At 74.1% G+C, this 22,236-nt stretch carries 17 protein-coding genes; 10 read left to right on the forward strand and 7 right to left on the reverse strand.

The window, feature by feature from the left end; all coding sequences use genetic code 11:
- Positions 1–35: 35 nt before the first annotated feature.
- The 4 genes from FB458_RS06045 to FB458_RS06060 all read right to left on the reverse strand — a co-directional run bounded on the left by FB458_RS06045 (position 36) and on the right by FB458_RS06060 (position 5,248).
- Entirely contained in the window at positions 36–317 is a 282-nt protein-coding gene (locus FB458_RS06045) for a hypothetical protein (protein WP_141847635.1), read from the reverse strand.
- Between the two features lie 143 nt (positions 318–460).
- Positions 461–2,326: an NHL domain-containing thioredoxin family protein gene (locus FB458_RS06050; RefSeq protein WP_141847637.1), complete on the reverse strand. Its 1,866-nt coding sequence runs from the start codon at positions 2,324–2,326 to the stop codon at positions 461–463.
- Positions 2,327–2,378: 52 nt separating this feature from the next.
- On the reverse strand, positions 2,379–3,197 hold the full coding sequence (locus FB458_RS06055; protein ID WP_141847639.1) for a carbon-nitrogen family hydrolase: 819 nt from the start codon (positions 3,195–3,197) through the stop codon (positions 2,379–2,381).
- 23 nt (positions 3,198–3,220) lie between these two features.
- Positions 3,221–5,248 (reverse strand): bifunctional copper resistance protein CopD/cytochrome c oxidase assembly protein, encoded by a 2,028-nt coding sequence (locus tag FB458_RS06060; protein WP_141847641.1) that lies wholly within the window; start codon positions 5,246–5,248, stop codon positions 3,221–3,223.
- Between the two features lie 122 nt (positions 5,249–5,370).
- Here FB458_RS06060 and FB458_RS06065 point away from each other — a divergent pair, with 122 nt between their 5' ends.
- The 10 genes from FB458_RS06065 (at position 5,371) to FB458_RS06110 (ending at position 18,289) form a co-directional block, all read left to right on the forward strand.
- Positions 5,371–5,958 carry a MarR family winged helix-turn-helix transcriptional regulator gene (locus FB458_RS06065; protein WP_141847643.1) on the forward strand — a complete coding sequence of 196 codons (588 nt, stop codon included), beginning with the start codon at positions 5,371–5,373 and terminating at the stop codon, positions 5,956–5,958.
- Between the two features lie 2 nt (positions 5,959–5,960).
- The gene (locus tag FB458_RS06070; RefSeq protein WP_211355946.1) at positions 5,961–7,967 is read left to right on the forward strand and encodes an MDR family MFS transporter; all 2,007 of its coding nucleotides are present in this window, start codon (positions 5,961–5,963) and stop codon (positions 7,965–7,967) included.
- A gap of 255 nt (positions 7,968–8,222) precedes the next feature.
- Complete coding sequence (locus FB458_RS06075) at positions 8,223–10,286, forward strand: phosphocholine-specific phospholipase C (protein WP_141847645.1); 2,064 nt, start codon at positions 8,223–8,225, stop codon at positions 10,284–10,286.
- Positions 10,287–10,334: 48 nt separating this feature from the next.
- On the forward strand, positions 10,335–10,724 hold the full coding sequence (locus tag FB458_RS06080; protein ID WP_141847647.1) for an SRPBCC family protein: 390 nt from the start codon (positions 10,335–10,337) through the stop codon (positions 10,722–10,724).
- Positions 10,725–10,895: 171 nt separating this feature from the next.
- The gene (locus tag FB458_RS06085) at positions 10,896–12,587 is read left to right on the forward strand and encodes an ABC transporter substrate-binding protein (protein WP_141847649.1); all 1,692 of its coding nucleotides are present in this window, start codon (positions 10,896–10,898) and stop codon (positions 12,585–12,587) included.
- 9 nt (positions 12,588–12,596) lie between these two features.
- Positions 12,597–13,553 (forward strand): ABC transporter permease, encoded by a 957-nt coding sequence (locus FB458_RS06090; RefSeq protein WP_141847651.1) that lies wholly within the window; start codon positions 12,597–12,599, stop codon positions 13,551–13,553.
- On the forward strand, positions 13,550–14,452 hold the full coding sequence (locus FB458_RS06095) for an ABC transporter permease (protein WP_141847653.1): 903 nt from the start codon (positions 13,550–13,552) through the stop codon (positions 14,450–14,452). Before FB458_RS06090 ends, FB458_RS06095 begins: the two co-directional genes overlap by 4 nt.
- Positions 14,449–15,483, forward strand: coding sequence for an ABC transporter ATP-binding protein (locus tag FB458_RS06100; protein WP_141847655.1), 1,035 nt, complete (start codon positions 14,449–14,451; stop codon positions 15,481–15,483). The genes FB458_RS06095 and FB458_RS06100 overlap by 4 nt, the downstream gene beginning before the upstream one ends.
- The gene (locus tag FB458_RS06105) at positions 15,480–16,502 is read left to right on the forward strand and encodes an ABC transporter ATP-binding protein (protein WP_141847658.1); all 1,023 of its coding nucleotides are present in this window, start codon (positions 15,480–15,482) and stop codon (positions 16,500–16,502) included. The genes FB458_RS06100 and FB458_RS06105 overlap by 4 nt, the downstream gene beginning before the upstream one ends.
- Entirely contained in the window at positions 16,499–18,289 is a 1,791-nt protein-coding gene (locus FB458_RS06110; RefSeq protein WP_141847660.1) for a gamma-glutamyltransferase family protein, read from the forward strand. Before FB458_RS06105 ends, FB458_RS06110 begins: the two co-directional genes overlap by 4 nt.
- 49 nt (positions 18,290–18,338) lie before the next feature.
- On the opposite strand, the gene FB458_RS06115 is transcribed toward FB458_RS06110, so the two are convergent.
- The 3 genes from FB458_RS06115 to FB458_RS06125 all read right to left on the reverse strand — a co-directional run bounded on the left by FB458_RS06115 (position 18,339) and on the right by FB458_RS06125 (position 22,225).
- Positions 18,339–19,049, reverse strand: a complete 711-nt coding sequence (locus FB458_RS06115; RefSeq protein ID WP_141847662.1) for a GntR family transcriptional regulator — start codon at positions 19,047–19,049, stop codon at positions 18,339–18,341.
- A gap of 90 nt (positions 19,050–19,139) precedes the next feature.
- The gene (locus FB458_RS06120; protein WP_141847664.1) at positions 19,140–20,408 is read right to left on the reverse strand and encodes an MFS transporter; all 1,269 of its coding nucleotides are present in this window, start codon (positions 20,406–20,408) and stop codon (positions 19,140–19,142) included.
- 263 nt (positions 20,409–20,671) lie between these two features.
- The gene (locus tag FB458_RS06125; RefSeq protein WP_141847665.1) at positions 20,672–22,225 is read right to left on the reverse strand and encodes a dihydrolipoamide acetyltransferase family protein; all 1,554 of its coding nucleotides are present in this window, start codon (positions 22,223–22,225) and stop codon (positions 20,672–20,674) included.
- Positions 22,226–22,236: the final 11 nt, after the last annotated feature.

The following is a 22,236-nucleotide window of genomic DNA, read 5'->3' on the forward strand; positions in this document are numbered from 1 at the left end:
CCGCGGACGTGGGGTTCCCTGTGTCCGGTGGGGGGTCAGCGCTCCTCGACGCGACGCTCCTCGACGACCCGCTGGTCGTTGGCCGGGTCGTAGGGGTCCTGGACGACCCGCTCGCGGCGCTCGACGCGGTCGCCCGCGGTGAGCCGGCGGTTGCGCTGGCCGTTCTGGATGGTCCCGAAGACCAGCGCGAGGACGCCGCCGGCCATGAGGATCCACCCGACGGTGTTGAGGTTGGTGTTGAGATACTGGGTGTCCAGCGTCGTGAAGGTGCAGATCGCACCGACGACGAGCAGGAGCACGCCGAGGCCGATGCCCATGGTCGCTGCCTTTCCCTGACGCGCCGTGGCCCGCTGCCACGCCGCAGATGACGCTCAGTACCCCGTGGCGCCCGACCGGACACAGGCAACCCCACGCCTTGGCGGACGCGGCACCGTCAGGACGTGGGGTTTCCTGTGTTCGGTCAGACGCCGCGCAGGTCGAGCGCGAGGGTCGACGGACCGTCCGCCGTGAGGCGCAGCGGGATGCCCCAGTCCTGCTGGAACAGGTGGCAGGCGGCGTGCTCGGCGTCGGCGTCGCACGCGGCGGCCTGGACCGACACGTGCAGCGTCCCGGTCGCGATGCCCTCGGCGAGTCGCAGCCGGCGGGTGAGCCCGGTGGCCGACCCCTCGCCCTCGAGCAGCAGCGACGGCGGGGTCGAGGAGACGACGAGGCGGGTCGGGTCGCCGTACCGGTCGTCGAGCTCCTGCCCGGCCGGCGGGGTGAAGGCGACGGTCAGCTCGACCTCGCCGGGGGCGAGGTCGGTCGGCGGCCGCTGCACGCGGTGGGCGCCGCCGTCGACCCGCTGCGCCTGCGCCGGTACGGCGACCCGCACGAGCCGGTGCGACGCGGACTCGACGACGACCAGGCGCGCCTCGCCGGTCTCGGCGTCGGTCTCGACGGCGGCGTCGCTCGGCTCGAGCAGCCCGGTCGCGAGCGTCGTCACCTGGTTGGTGACCGGGTCGAACCGGCGGACGGCACCGTTGTAGGTGTCGCTCACGGCGACCGACCCGTCGGGCAGCACGGTGACGCCGAGCGGGTGCTGGAGCAGCGCGTCGCCCACCTCCTCGCTGCCGAGCGGACCATGACCCGAGCCGTCGCGGTGGCCGAAGTCGAAGAGCCCGGTGCCGACGTGCGTGACGACGGTGACGTCGCCGTCGTCACCGCGCGTCAGCGAGCGCAGTGCGGACGACTCGGAGTCGGCCAGCCACAGCCGCCCGTCGGTCCCGACCGCGAGCCCGGACGGCTGGGCGAACCACGCGGTCGCCGCGGCGCCGTCGCGGATCCCCTCCTGGGTCGTGCCCGCGAGGACGGCGACGGTCGATGCCGACGGGTCGGGGTCGAGGCGCAGCTCCCACAGCTGGTGGACGCCGGCCATCGCGACGACGACCCGGCCCTCCCACCAGGCGAGGTCCCACGGCGTCGACAGCGCCTGATCCAGCGCGGGCCCGCCGCCGGAGCGTTCGCGCAGCTGCTCGCCGGTGCCGGCGACGACGCGGACCTCGTCGTCGGTCAGCGACAGCGCGACGACGCGGTGGTGCACGGAGTCGGCGACCAGGACGTCGTACCCCAGCCGCTCGCGCTCTGCCTCCGGCAGCAGGAGCAGGCCCTGCGGCTCGGCGAGGACGCCCTCGCCGCCCCAGCGGCGGCGCTCGGTCTCGATGTCGGCCTCCAGCCACACCACCTCGTGGTGCGCGGTGTCGGTGACCAGGAAGCTTCCGTCGTCGAGCGCGACCACCTTCCCGGGAAAGGACAGGGCGCCCGGGTGGGGCTCCGGGGCGACGTACGGCGAGTCGCCGCTGCGCAGGGTGCCCTTGGCGCGGTGCTCCTCGAGCAGCTCCTCGACGAGCGAGACGAGACCGGGGCCGTGGCCTTCGCCGGACAGCGACGCGACGACGTACCCCTCGGGGTCGACGACGACGAGGGTCGGCCAGGCGCGCGCGGCGTAGGCGCCCCAGGTGACGAGCTGCGGGTCGTCGAGGACGGGGTGGTGGACGGCGTACCGCTCGACCGCCGCCTCGACCGCGGCCGGCTCGCCCTCGTGCTCGAACTTGGGCGAGTGCACGCCGACGACGACGAGCTCCTCGGGGAAGCGCGCCTCGACCGGCCGCAGCTCGTCGAAGACGTGCAGGCAGTTGACGCAGCAGAAGGTCCAGAAGTCGAGGACGACGACCCGTCCGCGCAGGTCGGCGAGGCTCAGGTCGCGGCCGCCGGTGTTGAGCCAGCGGCGCCCGACCAGCTCGGGGGCGCGCACGCGCGCGCGGGAGCGGAGCGAGGGGGTGGTCGTCACGGGGTCGGCAACCCGCCCGTACGACGCCCTGTTCCCGGGTCCGGGACGCGGATCAGCGCAGCCCGCCGGGCAGCCGGCGGTCCGCCAGGACGGGGAAGTCGGTGCGCCACGCGTCGGCGAGCCCCGGGTCGATGTCGACCGAGAGGACCTCCTCGTCGGTGCCCGCCTCGGCGACGACGTCACCGGTCGGCGCGACCACGATCGAGTGGCCGCCCATCTCGTGCCGCGCGTGGGTCCCCGCGGTGTTGCAGGCGAGGACCCAGCACTGGTCCTCGATGGCCCGGGCCTGCGCGAGCAGCGTCCAGTGCCCGACGCGACGGGCCGGCCACGCGGCGGGGATCGCGAAGACCCGCGCCCCCTCGTCGAGCAGCGCCCGGTAGAGCTCGGGGAAGCGCAGGTCGTAGCAGGTGGTCAGGCCGGTGCGGACCGTGCCCCCGGCACCGTCGGGCAGGTCGACGAGGACGAGCTCGTCCCCGGCCTCCATGAGCTTCGGCTCACCGGCGCCGAAGCCGAAGCGGTGGATCTTGCGGTACGTCGCGAGCAGCCCGCCATCGGCGCCGAAGAGCAGCTGCGTGTTCCACAGGTCCTTGCCCTCCGGTCCGGCCTGCGGGTGCTGCTCGACGATCGAGCCGGCGAGCAGGGTGACGCCGGCGTCGCGCGCGGCCTGGCCCATCACGGTCGCGACGGCCCCGGAGACCTCCTCGGCCCGCTCGCCCCAGTGCCGGTAGTCGAACCCGCCGGCCGCCCACAGCTCGGGCAGGATCACGAGGTCGTGCCCCCGCTGCTGCCGGACCAGGTCGGCCGCCCGGTCGACGCGCTCGCGGACCGGTTCGTCGTCGCCGTACGCCAGCTGGACCAGGGCCACCTTCATGCCACGGATCCTAGGACCGCTCCTCAGGCGCGGTCGCGCATCCGCGCGAGGCGCTCGTTGTAGGCGGTGAGCTCGGCGTCGCCGTCGCGGTCGGCCTGGCGGTCGCGGCGGGTCGTCTCGGCACGGTCGCTGCGCACCCAGGAGCCGACGACGAGCATGGCGAGGATGAGCGTCGGGGCCTCGCCGACGGCCCAGGCGATGCCACCGCCAAGACGCTGGTCGGCGAGCGGGTCGGGCACCCACGCCACCTTGATCGCCTGAAAGAAGTCGGGCGCGAGCAGGGTCGACCCGGTCATCAGCGCGACGCCGAAGAAGGCGTGGAAGGAGATCGTCACGAGCAGGATGACGAGCCGCAGTGGCGGCGACCACTTCGGCGCGCCTGGGTCGACGCCGACGAGGACGTAGGCGAAGAGGTACCCCGTGAGGATGAAGTGGGCGATCATCAGCACGTGACCCGTGTGGGTCTCCAGCGCCAGCCCGAAGAGCGGCGAGTAGTAGAAGACCGCGAGGCTGGCGAAGAACAGCACGGCGGCGACGACCGGGTTCCCGAGCACGCGCAGCAGGCGCGAGTGCACCATCCCGAGCAGCAGCTCGCGCGGACCGAGGCTGCCGTCGCGCCGGGCCGGCAGCGCCCGCAGCGCGAGGGTGATCGGCGCCGCGAGGACGAGCAGGAGGGGCGCCAGCATGGCGACGACCATGTGCTCGATCATGTGCCAGGAGAACGAGACCCGCCCGTAGACACCGGGCGCCCCGCACACGGCGTAGACGACGGTCGCCCAGCCGGCGACCCACGACACCGTCCGCAGCACCGGCCAGGCGTCGCCACGCCGGCGCAGCCGGACCACCCAGCCGACGTAGACGAGGACGAGGACGATCCCGAGCAGGCCCCACAGCCAGTCGAAGCGCCACGTCATCAGCCACGACAGGCCGGAGGGGGCGGCGGGCGCGGCGTACCCGGTGAGCGACTGCGCGGTGTCGACGGGGACGACGGCCTCGGGCACCGGCGGTGCGGTGCGGGCCAGCGCGGTCGCGAACCCCATCGCCACACCCATCACCGCGAGCTCGACGAGGACGAGCCGGGCGAACAGCCGCCCGGAGGTCGGGTCGTCGGCGAGCCGCCCCACCACACGCCGGCGCTGCTGCCAGCCGAACCCGCCGAGCACGACGAGCGCGCCGGCCTTGACGAGCACGAGGGCGCCGTACGGCGTCGCGAGGCCCGCGAGGTCACCGACCCGCACCCAGGCGCCCGCCACCCCGGAGACCAGGACGGCGCCGTAGCACCACAGGGCCAGGGTGGAGAAGCGGGCGACGACGGGGCCGAGCCGGCGACCCAGCAGCGGCCGCAGCACCGCGATCGCGACGAGACCCCCGACCCACAGCGCCGCCCCGACGAGGTGCAGCGCCAGGGTGTTGACCGCCGTCTCGTGGTCGGCGTTGCCGCCCGCGTGCCCGGCGAGGGCCAGCGGCAGCAGCGCGCCGACGGCGACGACGGCCGCCGTGCTCAGGCCCTTGCGGGAGAGCGACACCGCGGCGAGCGCCGTGGCGACGGCGACGAGCACGGACGAGATGATCCCGACCCGCAGCGCCTCGAGAGACCAGGCGAAGGTCTGCAGCTGGGCCCAGAAGACCGGGCTGGTCAGCGGCGTCCCCGCCGCGTCGGCGAAGCCGAGGACGACCCCGCCGAGGCCGGCGACGACCCACACGACCCCCGACCACAGGGCGAGCCGGGCGGCGCGGAGCATCGTCGGCGACGCCTCGGTCGCCGACCCCTTGGGCCCCGGCACGAGCCAGGCGGCGACGACGAGCAGGCCGATGGTCACCGAGGCGGCGAGGTCGTGGGCGATGCGCAGCAGCGGCAGGGCCCACCGGACCGCCGGCCCCGCGTCGGTGACCCCGGCGACAGGGGCCGTCGCGGCGCCACCGAGCGCGACGGCGACGACGCACGCGAGGAACCCGACGACCACGAGGCCGAGCAGCGGCAGCCGGTCCGGGGTGCGGGGGCCGGACGCCCTCCCCGGGGCCGGGGTCGCCGTCGAGGAGGTCGTCGTCATGCCTCCCAGGGTAAGGACGCCGGCCGGGCGGGAATGCCGGCGGTCACCCATCAGTTGCTTTGCGCATGCAACTGATCCGTGTCATAGTTGCATGAACCAAACAACAACCTCCGGGAGTCCGCATGACCGTCACGACCGAGACCGCGACCGCGATCTCGTCGTCCCTGGTGCGGGTCACCAAGCTGCTGCACGCGATGCGCTCGCAGATGCCCGTCCAGCGCCTGCTGGAGGGGCTCGGGGGACCCGCCCTCCAGGGGCTGGACCACTCGCACGTCCCGGCGCTCTTCGTCGTGTCGCAGGAGCCGCACCGGGTCTCGGCCCTCGCCGAGGCCGTCCACTCCGACGTCTCGACCGTCAGCCGGCAGGTCACGCACCTGACCCAGCTCGGCCTGGTCGAGAAGATCGGCGACCCGGCGGACGGCCGGGCGCAGATGGTCACCCTGACGGCCGAGGGTCGCCGCGTCATCGACGAGCTCGTCGCCCGCCGCGGCGAGTGGTTCGCCCACCTGCTCCAGAACTGGAGCGAGGAGGACGCGGCCTCCTTCCTGCGTCACCTCGACCGCTTCAGCGGCGACGTCGCCGAGTTCCGTGCCCAGCTCTCCTCGCACCCGGGATCGCACCCCGGCGAGAGCGGCACCTCCACCAGCACCACCGAGCCCGGGCAGCGCGGCCCGCTCGTCCACGCCACCTCGCACCACCAGGAGTCCTGACCATGGCCTCAGCCACCACCGCGCCGGACACGGCGCAGGACGACGGCGTCCTCAGTCATCGCCAGATCGTCACGATCCTCATCGGCCTGATGATGGGGATGTTCCTCGCCGCGCTCGACCAGACGATCGTCGCGACGTCGATCCGCACCATCGCCGACGACCTGCACGGCCTCTCGGCCCAGGCCTGGGTCACGACGGCGTACCTCATCACGTCGACCATCGTCACGCCGCTCTACGGCAAGCTCTCGGACATGTACGGCCGCAAGCAGTTCTTCCTGCTGGCCATCAGCCTCTTCACCATCGGCTCGATGCTGTGCACCCTGTCGACCTCGATCGGCATGCTCGCCGGCTTCCGCGCCGTCCAGGGCCTCGGCGCGGGCGGTCTGTTCTCGCTCTCGCTGGCCATCATCGGCGACATCGTCCCGCCGCGCGAGCGCGCGAAGTACCAGGGCTACTTCCTCGCCGTCTTCGGCACCTCGAGCGTCCTCGGCCCGGTCATCGGCGGCTTCTTCGCCGGCCAGTCCTCGATCCTCGGCGTCACCGGCTGGCGCTGGGTCTTCCTCGTCAACGTGCCGATCGCCATCGCCGCGCTGTTCGTCGTCCAGACCACGCTGCACCTGCGCCACCGCCGCAACGACCACCGCATCGACTGGTGGGGGGCCGTGACGCTGTCCGTCGCGCTCGTGCCGCTGCTCATCGTCGCCGAGCAGGGCCGCGACTGGGGCTGGGCCTCAGGCCGCTCGATCACCATGTACGCGATCGGCGCCGTCGGCATCGTCGCCTTCCTCCTCGTGGAGCGGGCGATGAAGGAGGAGGCGCTCATCCCGCTGCGCCTCTTCGGCAACCGCACCGTCGCCGTCGCCTCGATCGGCTCGATCTTCATCGGCATGGGCATGTTCGGCGGGCTCGCCGCGCTGCCGCTCTACCTGCAGATCGTCAAGGGCGCGTCCCCGACCGAGGCCGGGCTGCTCCTGCTGCCGCTGACCCTCGGCATCATGACCGGCTCGATCTTCTCCGGCCAGATGATCTCCCGCACCGGCCGCTACCGGCGCTACCCGATCATCGGCGCGGCACTGCTCACCGCGGCGCTCTTCGCGTTCCACTACGTCGGCGCCGACACCCCGCTGTGGCAGACCATGACGATCATGGTGTTCTTCGGCATCGGCCTGGGCTTCAACTTCCAGCCGCTGACCCTCGCCGTGCAGAACGCGGTCAGCCCGCGCGACATCGGTGTGGCCACCTCGTCGGCGACGTTCACCCGCCAGATCGGCGGCACGCTGGGCACCGCGGTGTTCCTCTCGATCCTCTTCTCGACGGTCGGCGACAACATCTCGAAGGCCTACCAGACGGCGACCGGGACGGCGTCGTTCCAGCAGGCCGCGGCCTCGGCCACCGGCGCGACCAAGCAGTTCCTCACGGGGCTGCAGGGGGGCGGCAGCTCGATGAGCGGGTCGCTCAACGACACCTCGTTCCTGGCCAACCTCGACCCGACGATCGCGCACCCCTTCCTCGAGGGGTTCTCGACCTCGATGCAGACGGTGTTCTTCGTGGCCACCTTCGTCCTGCTCGCGGCCTTCGTCGTGGCGCTCTTCCTCCCGCACGTCGAGCTGCGCGGGGGCTCGCCGCAGTCCGAGCGGATGGCCACCGAGCGGTCGGACGCCGAGGCGGCGGCCGCCACGGAGCGTCGCGAGGCCGAGCCGGCCCTCGTCGGCGCGACCCCGCAGGACGCGTCGGTGCTCGCCACCGACGGCGTCCACCCGACCAACGGCTCGAACGGCTCGAACGGCTCGAACGGCCACGCCGACGACGCCCTGTCGAGCGCCCGGGTGCACATCGAGGACCCGACGCTCTTCGCGGACCAGTCCGGTCTCGAGCCGGTCGTCGAGACCACCTCCGGCGGGCGCCACGAGGCGACCGCCGAGGAGATGGCGGCCCTGGCCCGCACCCGCGACGACGCCGAGGCGTCCCGCCCCGGCCGGCACCGCGCGGAGCCGGGCGAGCAGCTCTGAGCCCCGGCTCCCTCCCGGGAGCAGCACGACCACCGGTGCGCCGGGTCCCCCTGGGGCCCGGCGCACCGCCGTCCCCGGGCCTTCGTACGGCGACCGCGCCGGGCACCTTCTCGAGGTGCCCGGCGCGGCGTCGTACGGCAGGCTCCCAGCGGGAGTTCGCCCGCCGTTCACGTCGGCGTCGCCCCGTGTCGTCCGGCGCGGAGCAGCGTGCTGGGCGGCCCGCACCCCACCCCACACCCGTTCCCAGGAGTCGAGATGACCTCGATCGACCGCCGCCGCTTCCTCCAGCTGACGGGCGGCGCCGCCGCCCTCGCGTCGTTCCCCGCGCTGCTCGAGGACAGCGTCGCCCGCGCCGCGTCCATCGCGCCGGACCGCCGCACCGGCTCGATCCAGGACGTCGAGCACGTCGTCGTCCTCATGCAGGAGAACCGCTCCTTCGACCACTACTTCGGCACGCTGCGCGGCGTGCGGGGGTACGGCGACCCGCACCCCGTGACCCTGCCCTCCGGGAAGTCCGTGTGGCACCAGCCGACCGGCGCCGGCGGCGAGGTCCTGCCCTACCGGCCCGACGTCGACGACATGGGTCTGGCCTTCCTCGGCGACCTCGACCACGGCTGGGAGGGCGGGCACGACGCCTTCGCGGCCGGCCGCTACGACCAGTGGGTGCCGACGAAGACGTCGCTGACGATGACCCACATGCAGCGCGGCGACCTCCCCTTCCAGGCGGCGCTGGCCGACGCCTTCACGGTCTGCGACGCCTACCACTGCTCGCTGCTCGGCCCCACGGACCCCAACCGCTACTACCTGTGGACCGGGTGGGTCGGCAACGACGGCCGGGGCGGCGGGCCGGTCATCGACAACGCCGAGAAGGGGTACGACTGGTCGACCTACCCCGAGCGGCTCGAGAAGGCCGGGGTGAGCTGGAAGGTCTACCAGGACGTGGGCGACGGCCTCGACGCGAGCGGGTCCTGGGGCTGGACCAGCGACCCGTACATCGGCAACTACGGCGACAACTCGCTGCTCTACTTCCACCGGTACCAGGACGCGGCGGACGGCTCGCCGCTCGCGCAGAAGGCCCGCACCGGCACGAACGCCAAGGCGGGAGAGGGCTTCTTCGACCGGCTGCGCGCCGACGTCGCCGCCGGCACGCTGCCGTCGGTCTCCTACGTCGTTGCCCCGGAAGCCTTCACCGAGCACCCGAACTGGCCCGCCAACTACGGCGCCTGGTACGTCGCCCAGGTGCTCGACGCGCTGACGTCGAACCCCGAGGTGTGGAGCCGCACCGCGCTGTTCATCACCTACGACGAGAACGACGGCTTCTTCGACCACGTCGTGCCGCCGCACCCGCCGACCCCCGTCGTGCCGGGCCGCTCGACCGTGTCCACCGCGAACGAGGTGTACGTCGGGCCCGACGGCCAGACCGGTGGCTACGGGCTGGGCCAGCGGGTGCCGATGCTCGTCGTGTCCCCGTGGTCGACCGGCGGCTGGGTCTGCTCGGAGACGTTCGACCACACCTCCGTGATCCGTTTCCTGGAGAAGCGCTTCGGCGTCCGCGAGCCCAACCTCACCCCGTGGCGCCGGGCGGTGTGCGGCGACCTCACCTCGGCCTTCGACTTCACCGGGACGCGGACCACCGTGCCGACGCTGCCCCCGACGGCCGGCTACGCACCGCCGGACCGCGACCGGCACCCCGACTACCGCCCGGCCCCGCCGACGGACCAGTCGGTGCCGTCGCAGGAGAAGGGTGTCCGTCCCTCGCGGCCGCTCGGCTACGACCTGCGGGCCGACCTCGCGGTCGACGGTGCCCGGCTGCGCGCCACCCTCCGCAACGAGGGGACGCTCGGCGCCCACGTGCAGGCCCGGGCGGCGTCGCCCGTCGACGCGCTGCTGGCCGCGCCGCGCTCCTACACCGTCGGAGCGCACGACGACCTCGTCGCCGACTGGCCGGTCGGGGCGTCGTACGACGTCGAGCTGCACGGCCCGAACGGGCTGTACCGGTCCGCGGCGGGGACCACCGCGCGCCGGACCGTCGAGGTCGCCGCCGTGCCGCGCCGCTCGTCCGACACCCTGCAGCTGGTCCTCACCAGCGGGGCGGCGGCGCCGGTCCTCGTCACGCTCGCCGACCGCCAGGCCGGCACCGAGCGGACCCTGCGGGTGAGACCGGGCGCCCGGGTGACGACGCACGTCGACACGAGCGCCACCGGCGGCTGGTACGACGTCGTGCTCACCGTCGACGCGGACGCGACCTGGCGTCGCGGCCTCGCCGGTCGCGTCGAGACCGGCGGCGCCCGGACGAGCGACCCGCTGCTCGGGGCCTGACGCGAACGCCCGGGCCACCCCGGGCGGGCGGGCGGTTAGGGTCGGACAGTGCGACGGACGATCGAGGTGGCCGGCCCCGCTCCCGTCGGCGAGGTGTGGGAGCGGTACGCCGTCGTGTCCGCCTGGCGGACGTGGTCGCCGCCGATCCGCCACGTCGACGCCACCGCTCCGCGCATCGCGCCCGGCGTCACCGGGCTGGTCCGCGGACCGGCCGGGGTGCTCGTGACGTTCCGCGTCGACGAGGTCGACGAGGAGCGGCGCACCTGGGCGTGGGAGGTGCGCAGCGGCCCCGTCGCGGCCCGTCTCGAGCACGGGGTGCGGGTCGCCGAGGGCGACGCCGGCAGCGTCACCACCCTCACCGTGGACGGTCCTGCGGCCGTCGCGCTGGTCTACCCCGAGGTCGCCCGGATCGCGCTGCACCGCCTCGTCGCGGCCTGACCCCCGACACCCGCCGCCTCGGCGCGGTGGTGACCCGGTCACGCCGTACGGACGCCCGTCGTGAACGGGTGGCACCCTGGTGCCGCTGGCAGGAGGTGCCCGTCCTCTTGCGTCGGTCTGTATACAAGATACGTTCGGTGGCCACCGCCCCCGAGCAGACCGGAGCGCCCCATGCGCCGCCCGACCCGCCTTCCCCGCCGGCCCGGACACCGCCCGGCGACCACCCTGCTCGCGACGGCCGTGCTGGCCACCGTGGGCGTCCTCGGGGCCTGCAGCTCCGTCACCCCCGCCGGCACCTCCGCCTCCGGCGGGGCGTCCGGCGGTACGGGGGGCGGGGCCGCCGCGGACTCCTACGGCTCGCCCGCCGGCGCGTCCGCGGTGAAGGACGGCGGCGACCTCGTCGTCGCGCTGTCGGCCGAACCGGACGCCCTCGACCCGGCGACCTCGCGCAGCCTCTACTCGCGCTACGTCTTCCAGACGATGTGCCAGAAGCTCTACGACGTCGACCAGAGCACGAAGATCGTCCCGCAGCTCGCGACCGCGCTGCCGACGGTGAGCGACGGCGGGAAGACCGTGACCATCCCGGTCCGCACCGGCATCACCTTCTCCGACGGCACGCCGTTCGACGCGACGGCGGTCAAGGCCAGCCTCGAGCGCGAGCTGACCCTCAAGACCTCGGCCCGCCGCAGCGAGCTGGGCCCCATCGCGTCGATCCAGGCGCCCGACGCCTCGACGGTCGTCATCACGCTCAAGGCGCCGTTCGCGCCGCTCACCGCCGCCCTCACCGACCGCGCGGGGATGATCGTCAGCCCGACGGCGGCGCAGAAGCTCGGCACGAAGTTCGGCTCGGCGCCGGTGTGCGTGGGGCCGTTCAAGTTCTCGAACCGCGTGCCGCAGAGCTCGATCGAGGTCGTCAAGGACCCGTCCTACTACGACGCGAAGAACGTCCACCTCGACAAGATCACCTACCGGATCATCACCGACGCGAGCATCCGCGCGGCCAACATCAAGTCCGGCGACGCGCAGGTGGCCGACTCGATCAGCACCCAGGACGTCGCGTCGCTGTCGTCGACGTCGGGCCTGACCGTGCTGCAGTCGCCGAGCCTGGGCTACCAGGGGCTGACCTTCAACATCGGCAACACCAACGGGGTCGGTGAGACTCCGGGGCAGATCGACACCCCGGAGGCGAAGAACCCGCTGGTGCGCCAGGCGTTCTCGATGGCCATCGACCGGCAGTCGCTCAACCAGGTCGTCTTCAACGGCGCGTACGCGCCGGCCTGCTCGCCGATCGCCCCGCAGACGGAGTACAGCTCGGAGGCGGCGCAGGCCTGCCCGGCGCACGACCCGGCCAAGGCCAAGCAGCTGCTGCAGCAGGCCGGGGTGCAGGTGCCGTTCCCGCTCGCCATGCAGATCTCGAACAACCCCGACAGCCTGCGGCTCGGGCAGGCGCTGCAGGCGATGGTCAAGGAGGGCGGCTTCGACCTGCAGATCAAGCCGGTCGAGTACTCCGCGCTGCTCGACCTGCAGGACAAGGGTGACTTCTCGCTGGTGCAGCTCGGTTGGTCGGGTCGCATCGACCCGGACGCCAACATCACCAACTTCGTCGGCACCGGGGGCAGCCAGAACGTCTCCGGCTTCTCCGACCCGAGCCTCGACGCCCTGCTCGACCAGGCCCGTCAGACGCAGGACGCGGCGAAGCGGCAGGACCTCTACGGCCAGGTCGTCACCAAGCTCGAGCAGAGCGACCCGATCGTCTACCTGTACCGCCAGCGCAACCTCACCGCGGTGAGCAGCAAGGTCCTCGGCGTCCAGGTCTTCCCGGACGGCGTGATCCGGCTGGCCGGCGCGGGCCTGGCCCGCTGAGGCGCGGCGATGGGGAAGTACCTGCTCGTCCGGGCGGCGCAGAGCCTGCTCACCCTCGTCCTCGCCTCCGTCGTCGTCTTCCTCGGGATCCGGGCCCTGCCCGGTGACCCCGCGCTCGCCCTGGCCGGCGAGGAGCGGACCCCGCAGGCGCTGGCCGCGATCCGCGCCGAGTACGGCCTCGACAAGCCCGAGGTCGTCCAGTACGGCGTCTTCGTCAGCCACGCGGTGCGGGGGGACCTCGGGACGTCGGTGCGCACGGGGATCCCCGTGTCGGACATGCTGCGGACGGCGTTGCCGGTGACGCTCGAGCTGTCGCTGCTGGCCATCGTCATCGCGATCGTCCTCGGCGTGGGCAGCGGCGTCGTCGCCGCGGTGCGCCGCGGCCGGCCGTCGGAGTGGGTCGCCAACGCGTTCGCGCTGCTCGGCCTCTCGGTGCCGCACTTCTGGCTGGGTCTCGTCGCGATCCTCTACCTGTGCGTCGCGACCGGGTGGTTCCCCGCGTCCGGGTTCGTGCCGCTGAGCGCCTCGGTCGGCGACAACCTGCACCACCTCGTCCTGCCGTCGGTCATCCTCGGCACGGGGCTCGCGGCGGTCATCATGCGCCAGACACGCAGCTCGATGCTCGAGGCGCTCGGCACCGACTACGTCCGTACGGCGCGCGCCAAGGGCCTGTCCCCCGGTGCGGTCGTCGGGCGGCACGCCCTGCGCAACAGCCTCATCGTCGTCGTGACGATCGTCGGGCTGCAGCTCGGCGGGCTCATCTCCGGCGCCGTCGTCACCGAGCAGATCTTCGGGCTGCCCGGCTTCGGGAAGATGACGATCGACGCGGTCTTCCAGCGCGACTACGCGGTGATCCAGGCCGTCGTCCTCGTCACCGCGACGGCGTACATCGTCCTCAACTTCGTCGTCGACCTGCTCTACTCCGTCATCGACCCGCGGGTCCGTGTCGCCGGGGAGGCCTCGTGAGCGTCGACGCCGGCCTCACCACGGCCGACCCCGCGACCACGCCGTCGGCGCCCCGCGCCGCGGGTCGGCGCGGGCTCGTCCTGCGGCGGCTGCGCCGCAACCCGCTCGCGGTCGTCAGCGCGGTCGTCCTGCTGCTCGCGGTGCTCGTCGCCGTCCTCGCGCCGGTCATCTCGCCGTACGCGCCCGACGCCACCGACTTCGGCCGGATCCTCGCGCCGCCGGGGACGCCCGGGCACCTGCTCGGCACCGACGACCTCGGCCGCGACGTGCTGTCGCGGATCATGGTGGGGATGCGGGCCTCGCTGCTCGTCGCGCTGCTCGCGGTGATCACCGCCCTCGTGCTCGGCGTGCCCCTGGGGATGCTCGCGGGCTACGTGCGCGGGCTCGACGCCGTCATCTCGCGCCTCACCGACCTGCTGCTCGCCTTCCCGTTCCTCATCCTCGCGGTGGGGCTGGCGGCCATCCGCGGGGCGAGCCTGGCCAACGCGGCGATCGCCATCGGCATCTCGCAGGTGCCGGGCGTCATCCGCGTCGTCCGGTCGGAGACGCTGCGCCTCAAGCACCTCGACTTCGTCGCGGCGTCGGTCGTGCACGGCGCCTCGGACCTGTGGGTGCTCGGGCGGCACGTGCTGCCCAACGCGACGTCGGTCGTCCTCGTGCAGGCCACCGTCGCCCTGCCCGGCGCGGTCCTCGGCGAGGCGGTGCTGTCCTTCCTCGGTCTCGGGATCCAGCCGCCCGACCCGAGCCTCGGCACGATGCTGGCGAGCGCGCAGGCCTTCGCGACCCGCGCCCCGTGGGCCGCGGTCATGCCGGGGATCGCGATCATGCTGCTGGCGCTGGCCTTCAACGTCTTCGGCGACGCCCTGCGCGACGCCCTCGACCCCAAGGGGACCTCGTGACCACCGCACCGACGAGCACCGGAGCGGTCGCCGACGCGCCGCCCGGCGACGTCCTCACCGTCCGCGACCTCGGCGTCACCTTCCGCACCGAGACCGGGACCGTCGTCGCCGTCGACGGCGTCGACCTCGACGTGGCGCGCGGCGAGGTCGTCGGCCTGGTCGGCGAGTCCGGCTGCGGCAAGAGCGTGACGGCGATGTCGATCGGGGGGTTGCTGCCGCGCACGGCGCACGTCCGGGGCTCCGTACGGCTCCAGGGGCAGGAGCTGGTCGCCGCCCCGGGGCCGCTGTTGCGGCGGGTGCGCGGCAAGCGGGTGGCCTACGTCTTCCAGGAGCCGATGAGCTCGCTCAACCCCGTGCTCACCGTCGGCCGGCAGGTCGGTGAAGTGCTGCGCCGCCACGAGGGGCTCGGCAGGCGGGAGGCGCTGGACCGGGCCACCGAGCTGCTCGCGACCGTCGGCATCCCGTCGCCGCGCGAGCGGGTCACGCAGTACCCGCACCAGCTGTCGGGCGGGATGCGGCAGCGCGTGATGATCGCCATGGCCATCGCCTGCGAGCCCGACCTGCTCGTCGCCGACGAGCCGACCACCGCGCTCGACGTCACCGTGCAGGCCGGCATCCTCGAGGTGCTGCGCGAGCTGCGCGACCGCACGGGGACGTCGGTGCTCGTCATCACCCACGACCTCGGGGTCGTCGCCGACGTCGCCGACCGGGTCGTCGTCATGTACGCCGGCCGGGTCGTCGAGCAGGCGGGGGTCGAGGAGCTCTTCGCGCACCCGCGCCACCACTACACGGCCGGGCTGCTCACCGCGTCGCCGCGACCGGGCGCGCACGCGGGATCGGCCCGGCTCAACGAGATCCCCGGTCTCGTGCCGGTCGTCACCGACCCGCCCGACGCGTGCACGTTCGCCGACCGCTGCCCGGCCGCCGACGAGGTGTGCCGCGGTGCGCGACCGCCCCTGGAGCAGGTCGGTGTCGGCCCCGGCGGCACGCACCGGGTCGCGTGCTGGCACCCGGTGGAGGAGGCGCGATGACGGCGACGCCGGAGCGCGAGGAGGTGCTGCGTCTCGACGGGCTGGTCATGCACTTCGGGCCGGTGCGGGCGGTCGACGGGGTCGACCTCATCGTCCACCGGGGCGAGGTCGTCGCCCTCGTCGGCGAGAGCGGCTCGGGCAAGTCCACCGTCGGCCGGTGCATCGTGCGGCTCACCGAGCCGACCGACGGGACGGTGACCCTCGGGGGCACCGACGTGACCCACCTCGGGCGGCGGGCCCTGCGCGCCGTGCGGGAGGACGTCTCGATCGTCTTCCAGGACCCGGCCGGTTCGCTGGACCCGCGGATGCTCGTCGGCGACGTCGTCGCCGAGCCGCTGCGGCTGCAGAAGGTCGGTCGCGACGAGCGGCGGCGCCGCGTCGACGAGGTGCTCGGCAAGGTCGGGCTGCGGCCGGAGGTCGCCGGGCGCTACCCGCACGAGCTGAGCGGCGGCCAGCGGCAACGGGTCTCGCTGGCGCGGGCCCTGGTCTCCACACCCGCCCTGCTCGTCGCGGACGAGCCGACGAGCGCGCTCGACGTGTCGGTGCAGGCGTCGGTCCTCAACCTGCTCGCCGACCTCCAGCGCGACCTCGGCTTCGCCTGCCTCTTCATCACCCACGACCTGTCGGCGGTGGAGTACCTCGCCGACTCGGTCGCGGTGATGTACCTCGGCCAGGTCGTCGAGCACGGCACCCGCGAGCAGGTCTTCGCCCGGCCCAGCCACCCCTACACGCAGTCGCTGCTCGCGGCCGCGCCGGTGGCGGACCCGGTCGCGCAGCGGGCCCGGCCGCGGGTCGTCCTCGGCGACGACCTGCCGTCGGCGATCGACCCGCCGTCGGGGTGCCGGTTCCACACCCGCTGCCCCGTCGCGGTCGAGCGCTGCTCGACGCAGGAGCCGGTGCTGCGCGACCTCGGTGGGCACAAGGTGGCCTGCCACCTCGTTGCCGACGACGGCACACCCCCGGACGTCACCGCCGCCTCCACCATGTCCACCAGCCCGCTCCCCGAGAGGACCCCATGACCTTCACGACGCGACCGACCCTCGAGGGCACCTTCGGGATGGTGTCCTCCACCCACTGGGTCGCCTCGCAGTCGGCGATGCGCCAGCTCGAGCTCGGCGGCAACGCCTTCGACGCGGCCGTCTGCGCGGGCTTCGTGCTCCAGGTCGTCGAGCCGCACCTCAACGGCCCCGGCGGCGACATGCCGGCGATCGTCGCGACGGCCGACGACCCCACGCCGCGGGTGCTCTGCGGTCAGGGGCCCGCCCCGGCCGGCGCCACCGTCGAGCACTACCGCGGCGAGGGGCTCGAGCTGGTGCCCGGGTCCGGGCCGCTGGCCGCGACCGTCCCGGGTGCGCTGGACGCGTGGCTGCTCATGCTGCGCGACCTCGGCACGCGCACGCTGCGGGAGGTGCTCGAGCCGGCCATCGGCTACGCGCGCCACGGGGTGCCGCTCGTCGAGCGGGTCGGCGCGACCGTGGCGTCGGTGCAGCGGCTCTTCGAGGAGGACTGGACGACGTCGGCCGCGCTGTGGCTCCCGGGCGGGCGGCCGCCCGGCACGGGCGAGCTGTTCCGCAACCCGGAGTGGGCGGACACGCTCGAGCGGCTCGTCGCCGAGGGCGAGGCGGCCGGGTCGGACCGGGCCGCGCAGGTCGAGGGGGCCCGTCGCGCGTGGTCGCAGGGGTTCGTCGCCGAGGCGGTGGACGCGTTCTCGCGGAAGGCGTTCCGTGACTCCTCGGGTGAGCGGCACGGCGGTCTCGTCACCGCCGACGACCTCGCCGGGTGGTCGGCGACCTGGGAGCCGGCCACGACCCTCGACTGGCACGGCCACACGATCGCGAAGACCGGGCCGTGGGGACAGGGCCCGGCCCTGCTGCAGGTGCTGCAGCTGCTCGACGCGCTCGGCGACCCCGCCGACCTCGACCTGCTCGACGCCGGCGACGTGCACCGGGTGCTGTCGTGCATCGAGCTCGCCGAGGCCGACCGGGAGGCGTGGTACGGCAGCGGGTCGGAACCCATGGAGGCCCTGCTGTCGCCGGCCTACGCGCGCGAGCGCGCGGCGCTCGTCGGCGACCGCGCCGACCTGGACCTGCGTCCGGGTCGCCCGGACGGGAAGGTGCCGCGGCTGCCGTCGTACGTGCTCCGCCGCGGCGAGCCCGACCGCGGCGACGCCCACGGCGACGGCACGACGGGTGAGCCGACCGTGTCCGGGTCGGGCGCGACGCGGGGGGACACCTGCCACGTCGACGTCGTCGACGCGGCCGGCAACATGGTCTCGGCGACGCCGAGCGGCGGCTGGCTGCAGTCCTCCCCGACGATCCCGGGACTGGGCTTCTGCCTCGGCAGCCGGATGCAGATGTTCTGGCTCGAGGAGGGGCTGGCCTCGAGCCTCGCGCCGGGCAAGCGCCCGCGCACGACCCTGACGCCGACGCTCGTGCTCCGCGACGGGGCGCCGTACCTCGCGTGCGGGAGCCCGGGCGGCGACCAGCAGGACCAGTGGCAGCTGCTCTTCCTGCTGCGCACGCTGCTCCAGGGGCAGTCGCTGCAGGAGGCGATCGACGCGCCGGCCTGGCACTCGACCGCCTTCCCGGGAAGCTTCTACCCGCGCACGCGCGAACCCGGCGGCGTCGTCGTCGAGGACCGGGTCGGGGCGGCCGTCGTCACCGGGCTGGAGGAGCGCGGGCACGTCGTCACGGTCGCCGACGGGTGGTCGCAGGGACGGCTGTGCGCCGTCACCCGCGACCCGGACGGGATCCTGCGCGCGGGGGCGAACCCGCGCGGGATGCAGGGGTACGCCGTCGGGCGGTGAGCGCCGGGTCGGCCGTCAGGCGTCGCCCGGGGCTCGGGGCCGGGCGGCGTCAGGCGTCGGTGGCCGCCCGGGCGGCGGCCTCGACGTGGGCGCGCGCGGCCTCCGCGGCCCCGTCCGGGTCGCCGGCCGCGATCGCGTCGACGAGGCGGATGTGCTCGCGCCAGCTGTGCGGGGCGCGGACCTCGGCCCCGAGCCGGAAGACCCACTGCACGTGCAGGTAGAGCGGCGTGACGACGGAGGTCAGCCACCGGTTGCCGGAGAGCCGGACGACGGCCAGGTGCAGGTCGGTGTTGAGCTGGGCCACCCGGGCCAGGTCGCCGGCGTCGGTCGCGCGCGCGGCCTCGTCGAGCAGCGCCCGCAGGGCGGCGACGTCGGCGGGGGTGACCCGCTCGGCGGCCAACCGCGCGGCCAGCGGCTCGAGGCTGCCGCGGACGGCGAAGAGGTCGGCGACGCTCGAGGGGTCTGGCACGGCGACGGTCGCCCCGCGCCGTGGGCTGAGGGTGACCAGGCCGTCGGCGACAGCGACCCGCAGCGCCTCGCGGACGGGGTTGCGGCTGACCCCGAAGTCCTCGGCCAGCCGGTCCTCGGTCAGGCGGCTGCCCGGCGGGTAGACGCCGTCGACGATCCGGCGGCGCAGCTCGTCGAGGACCTGCTCGCGCAGGGCCAGGTGGCGCAGCCCGAGCGGGGTCGTCGCGGCGTCCGGTCGGTCCCCGGGCGCCGCCGGTGCGGCCCCGCGGCGGGCGTCGGCGCCACGCTCCACCGCTCCCCCTCGTCAGGTCGTCCTGTCGGCGTGGGGTGACTGTATACGAAAGACAACCGTGGTGGTGCTGGTTCGCGGTGCGTCCGGCCGTCAGTCGACAGGGCGGTCGGCAGGGGCCGCGGGGACGACGTCGTACGACGTCTGGACGGGGGTGTCGGGAACCTCGGTGCCGGCCACCGCCCGGGCGAGGGCGCGGGCACCGGCGAGGGCGACGAGGAGGGCGCCGACGGACGCGAGGACGGGGACGGCGTACGCGCGGGTGGGGCCGAGGGTCTCGATCGCCACGCCGCTGATCGCCGAGCCGGCCGAGACGCCGACGACGAGGCCGGTGAGGACGACGGTCATGCCCTCGTTGAGCATGGCGACGGGGACGAGCCGCTGCGCGAGGGCCATGCTCGTGATGAGCGTCGGGGCGGTGGCGCAGCCGGCGACGAGCATGACGCCCGCGAGGACCGGCAGGTGACCGGCGGCGAGCAGCACCGGCAGCTCGAGCAGGAACATCAGCAGGACCCCGACGACCAGCCGCCTGACGATCGAGGAGCGGAAGCGGCGGGCGCCGAACACCAGACCGCTCACCGCCGAGCCGAGGGCGAAGAGGCCGAGGACGACCGAGGCCCAGGCCTCCTGCCCGTCGACCTGCGCGACGGCGACGGTGACGACCTCGTTCCCGCCGAAGAGGATGCCGGTGAAGGTCATCGCGGCGGCGACGAGGAGCAGGCCGGGGCGGGTGACGGCGACGCCGCCGGGGCGCTCGGCGTGCGGGACGACCGGCGGCTCGCTGTCGCGGGCGGAGCAGAAGAGCAGGGTGCCGGCGAGGAAGACGACGGCGGCGATCGTCAGGCCGGTCTCGGGCCAGAAGGTCGTGCTCGTGAGGACCGCGATGACCGGGGCGATGACGAAGGTCAGCTCGTCGAGGACCTGCTCGAAGCTCATCGCGACGTGCAGCCGCTCCTCGTCGTCGCGGTAGATGCGGTTCCACCGGGCCCGCGACATCGTGCCGAGCGACGCGACGACCCCGGAGGCGGCGTAGGTGACGAAGAGCGTCCAGGCGGGCGCGCCGTTGGCCGAGCAGACGATGAGGACGGCGAGGACGGCGGTGGAGAACACGGCCAGCGGCACCGCGATGCGGCGCTGCCCGTGCCGGTCGACGAGGCCGCCGATGACGGGTGCGCTGACGGCGAAGACGAAGAGGCCGACGGCGGAGACGGCGCCGGCGAGCGCGAAGCTCCCCTCGCGGCGGCTGACCATGACGACGGTCGAGACGCCGAACATCGCGACGGCGATCCGGCCGAGGGCCGACCCGAGGACGAAGCGGCGCGCGCCGGGGGCGGAGAAGAGGGGTCGGTAGGCGCCCAGCACGGGCGTGCTCCTTGCATCACGGGAGCCGGCGCGGGGCCTCCCTGCTCACGTGGAGCGGTGACGCACGCCGACCCGTCCATGGTGACCCCCGCTCACCCGGCCGGGCAAATCGGCGCCGGCCCTGGACATTATCGGGTCGCCCGATAATGTCCGGCCCCGCCGGAGAACGGTTGTCCGGCGAAGGTCACGGTTGTCCGGTCGACCGACGCCGTACGACGCCCGACCAAGCCGGCGGGGCGTCGTACGGCGTGCTGGTGCGGAGGTCAGCCCCAGACGAGGCCGCGGCTCGGGTCCTCGAGCAGCGCGGACAGGTCGCGCAGGAAGAGGCTGCCGAGCTCGCCGTCGATGAGGCGGTGGTCGAAGCTGACCGCCAGCGTCGAGACCTGCCGGATCGCGAGCGTGTCCTCGCCGTCGGGGCCGGTGACGACCCACGGCTTCTTGCGGACCGCGCCGAAGGCGACGATCGCGCTCTCGCCGGGGTTGATGATCGGCGTGCCGGTGTCGATGCCGAAGACGCCGACGTTGGTGATCGTCACCGTCCCGCCGGACATCTCCGCCGGCTGGGTGCGGCCGGCGCGCGCGGTCTCCGTGAGCGCGCCGATGGCCTCGGCGAGCTCGTGCATCGTCATCCGGTCGGCGTCCTTGACGTTCGGGACGACGAGCCCGCGCGGGGTCGCCGCGGCGATGCCGAGGTTGACGTAGTGCTTGGTGACGATCTCCTGGGCCGCCTCGTCCCACACGGCGTTCATGCCGGGGTGGCGCTTGAGCGCGAGGCACAGCGCCTTGGCCAGGACGAGCATCGGCGTCACCTTGACGTCGGCGAACTCGCGGTCCTGCTTGAGGCGGGCGACCAGCTGCATCGTCGCGGTGACGTCGACGTCGTTGAACATCGTCACGTGCGGCGCGGTGAACGCCGAGCCGACCATGGCCTGGGCGGTCATCTTGCGGACGCCCTTGACCGGGGTGCGGGTCTCGCGCTCACCCTGCGGTCGGACGGCCTGCGGGGCGCCGTACGACGACCCGTCGGCGGCGGACCCGTCGCCCGCGCCACCCGTCGTGCCCGAGGCGTGGGCGTGGACGTCGTCGCGCGTGACCGTGCCGTGCGGACCGGTCGCGGCGACCTGGGTGAGGTCGACGCCGAGGTCCTTCGCGAGCTTGCGGACCGGAGGCTTGGCCAAGGCCCGGACGCCCGCCGAGGCGGTCGACCCGGACGGGGCGTTGTCGTGCGCGGCCGGGTTCGGCGCGGGGGCCGGGGAGTGACCCGAATCGGATTCGGCCGGCTTGGCTCCCGTCGTGACCCGAGCCGAGTGGGTCGAATCCGATTCGGGTCGGCTCCGGGGGCGTCGTACGGCCTCGGTCTGCTTGACGCCGTAGCCGACGAGGACGGCGGTGCGACCGGTGGACGTCGTCCCGCCGATCTTGCCCTCCTCGATGGCGTCGCCGTCGGCCTGGGCCTCGAGCTTGGGCGCCGGCGAGCCGACCATGCCCGGCTCCTGGGCCCGCTGCGACGCGGGCTCGTCGGCGACCTGGGACTGCGACTGCGGCGCGGCCGGCGCCGCCGGGGCGGCACCCCCGACGCCGTCGTCGATGCTGATGATCGGCGTGCCGACCTCGACGGTCTCGCCCTCGGGGACGAGCAGCGCGGTGACCGTGCCGGCGAACGGCACCGGCAGCTCGACGAGCGACTTCGCCGTCTCGATCTCGACGACGACGTCGTTGACCTTGACGGTGTCGCCGACGGCGACGTGCCAGGTGACGACCTCGGCCTCGGTCAGACCCTCACCGGGGTCGGGCAGGCGGAACTCCTTGACAGTCATGCGTGGACCAG

It is taken from the genome of Lapillicoccus jejuensis (genome assembly GCF_006715055.1).
In the GTDB taxonomy this organism is placed as follows: Bacteria; Actinomycetota; Actinomycetes; order Actinomycetales; family Dermatophilaceae; genus Lapillicoccus; species Lapillicoccus jejuensis.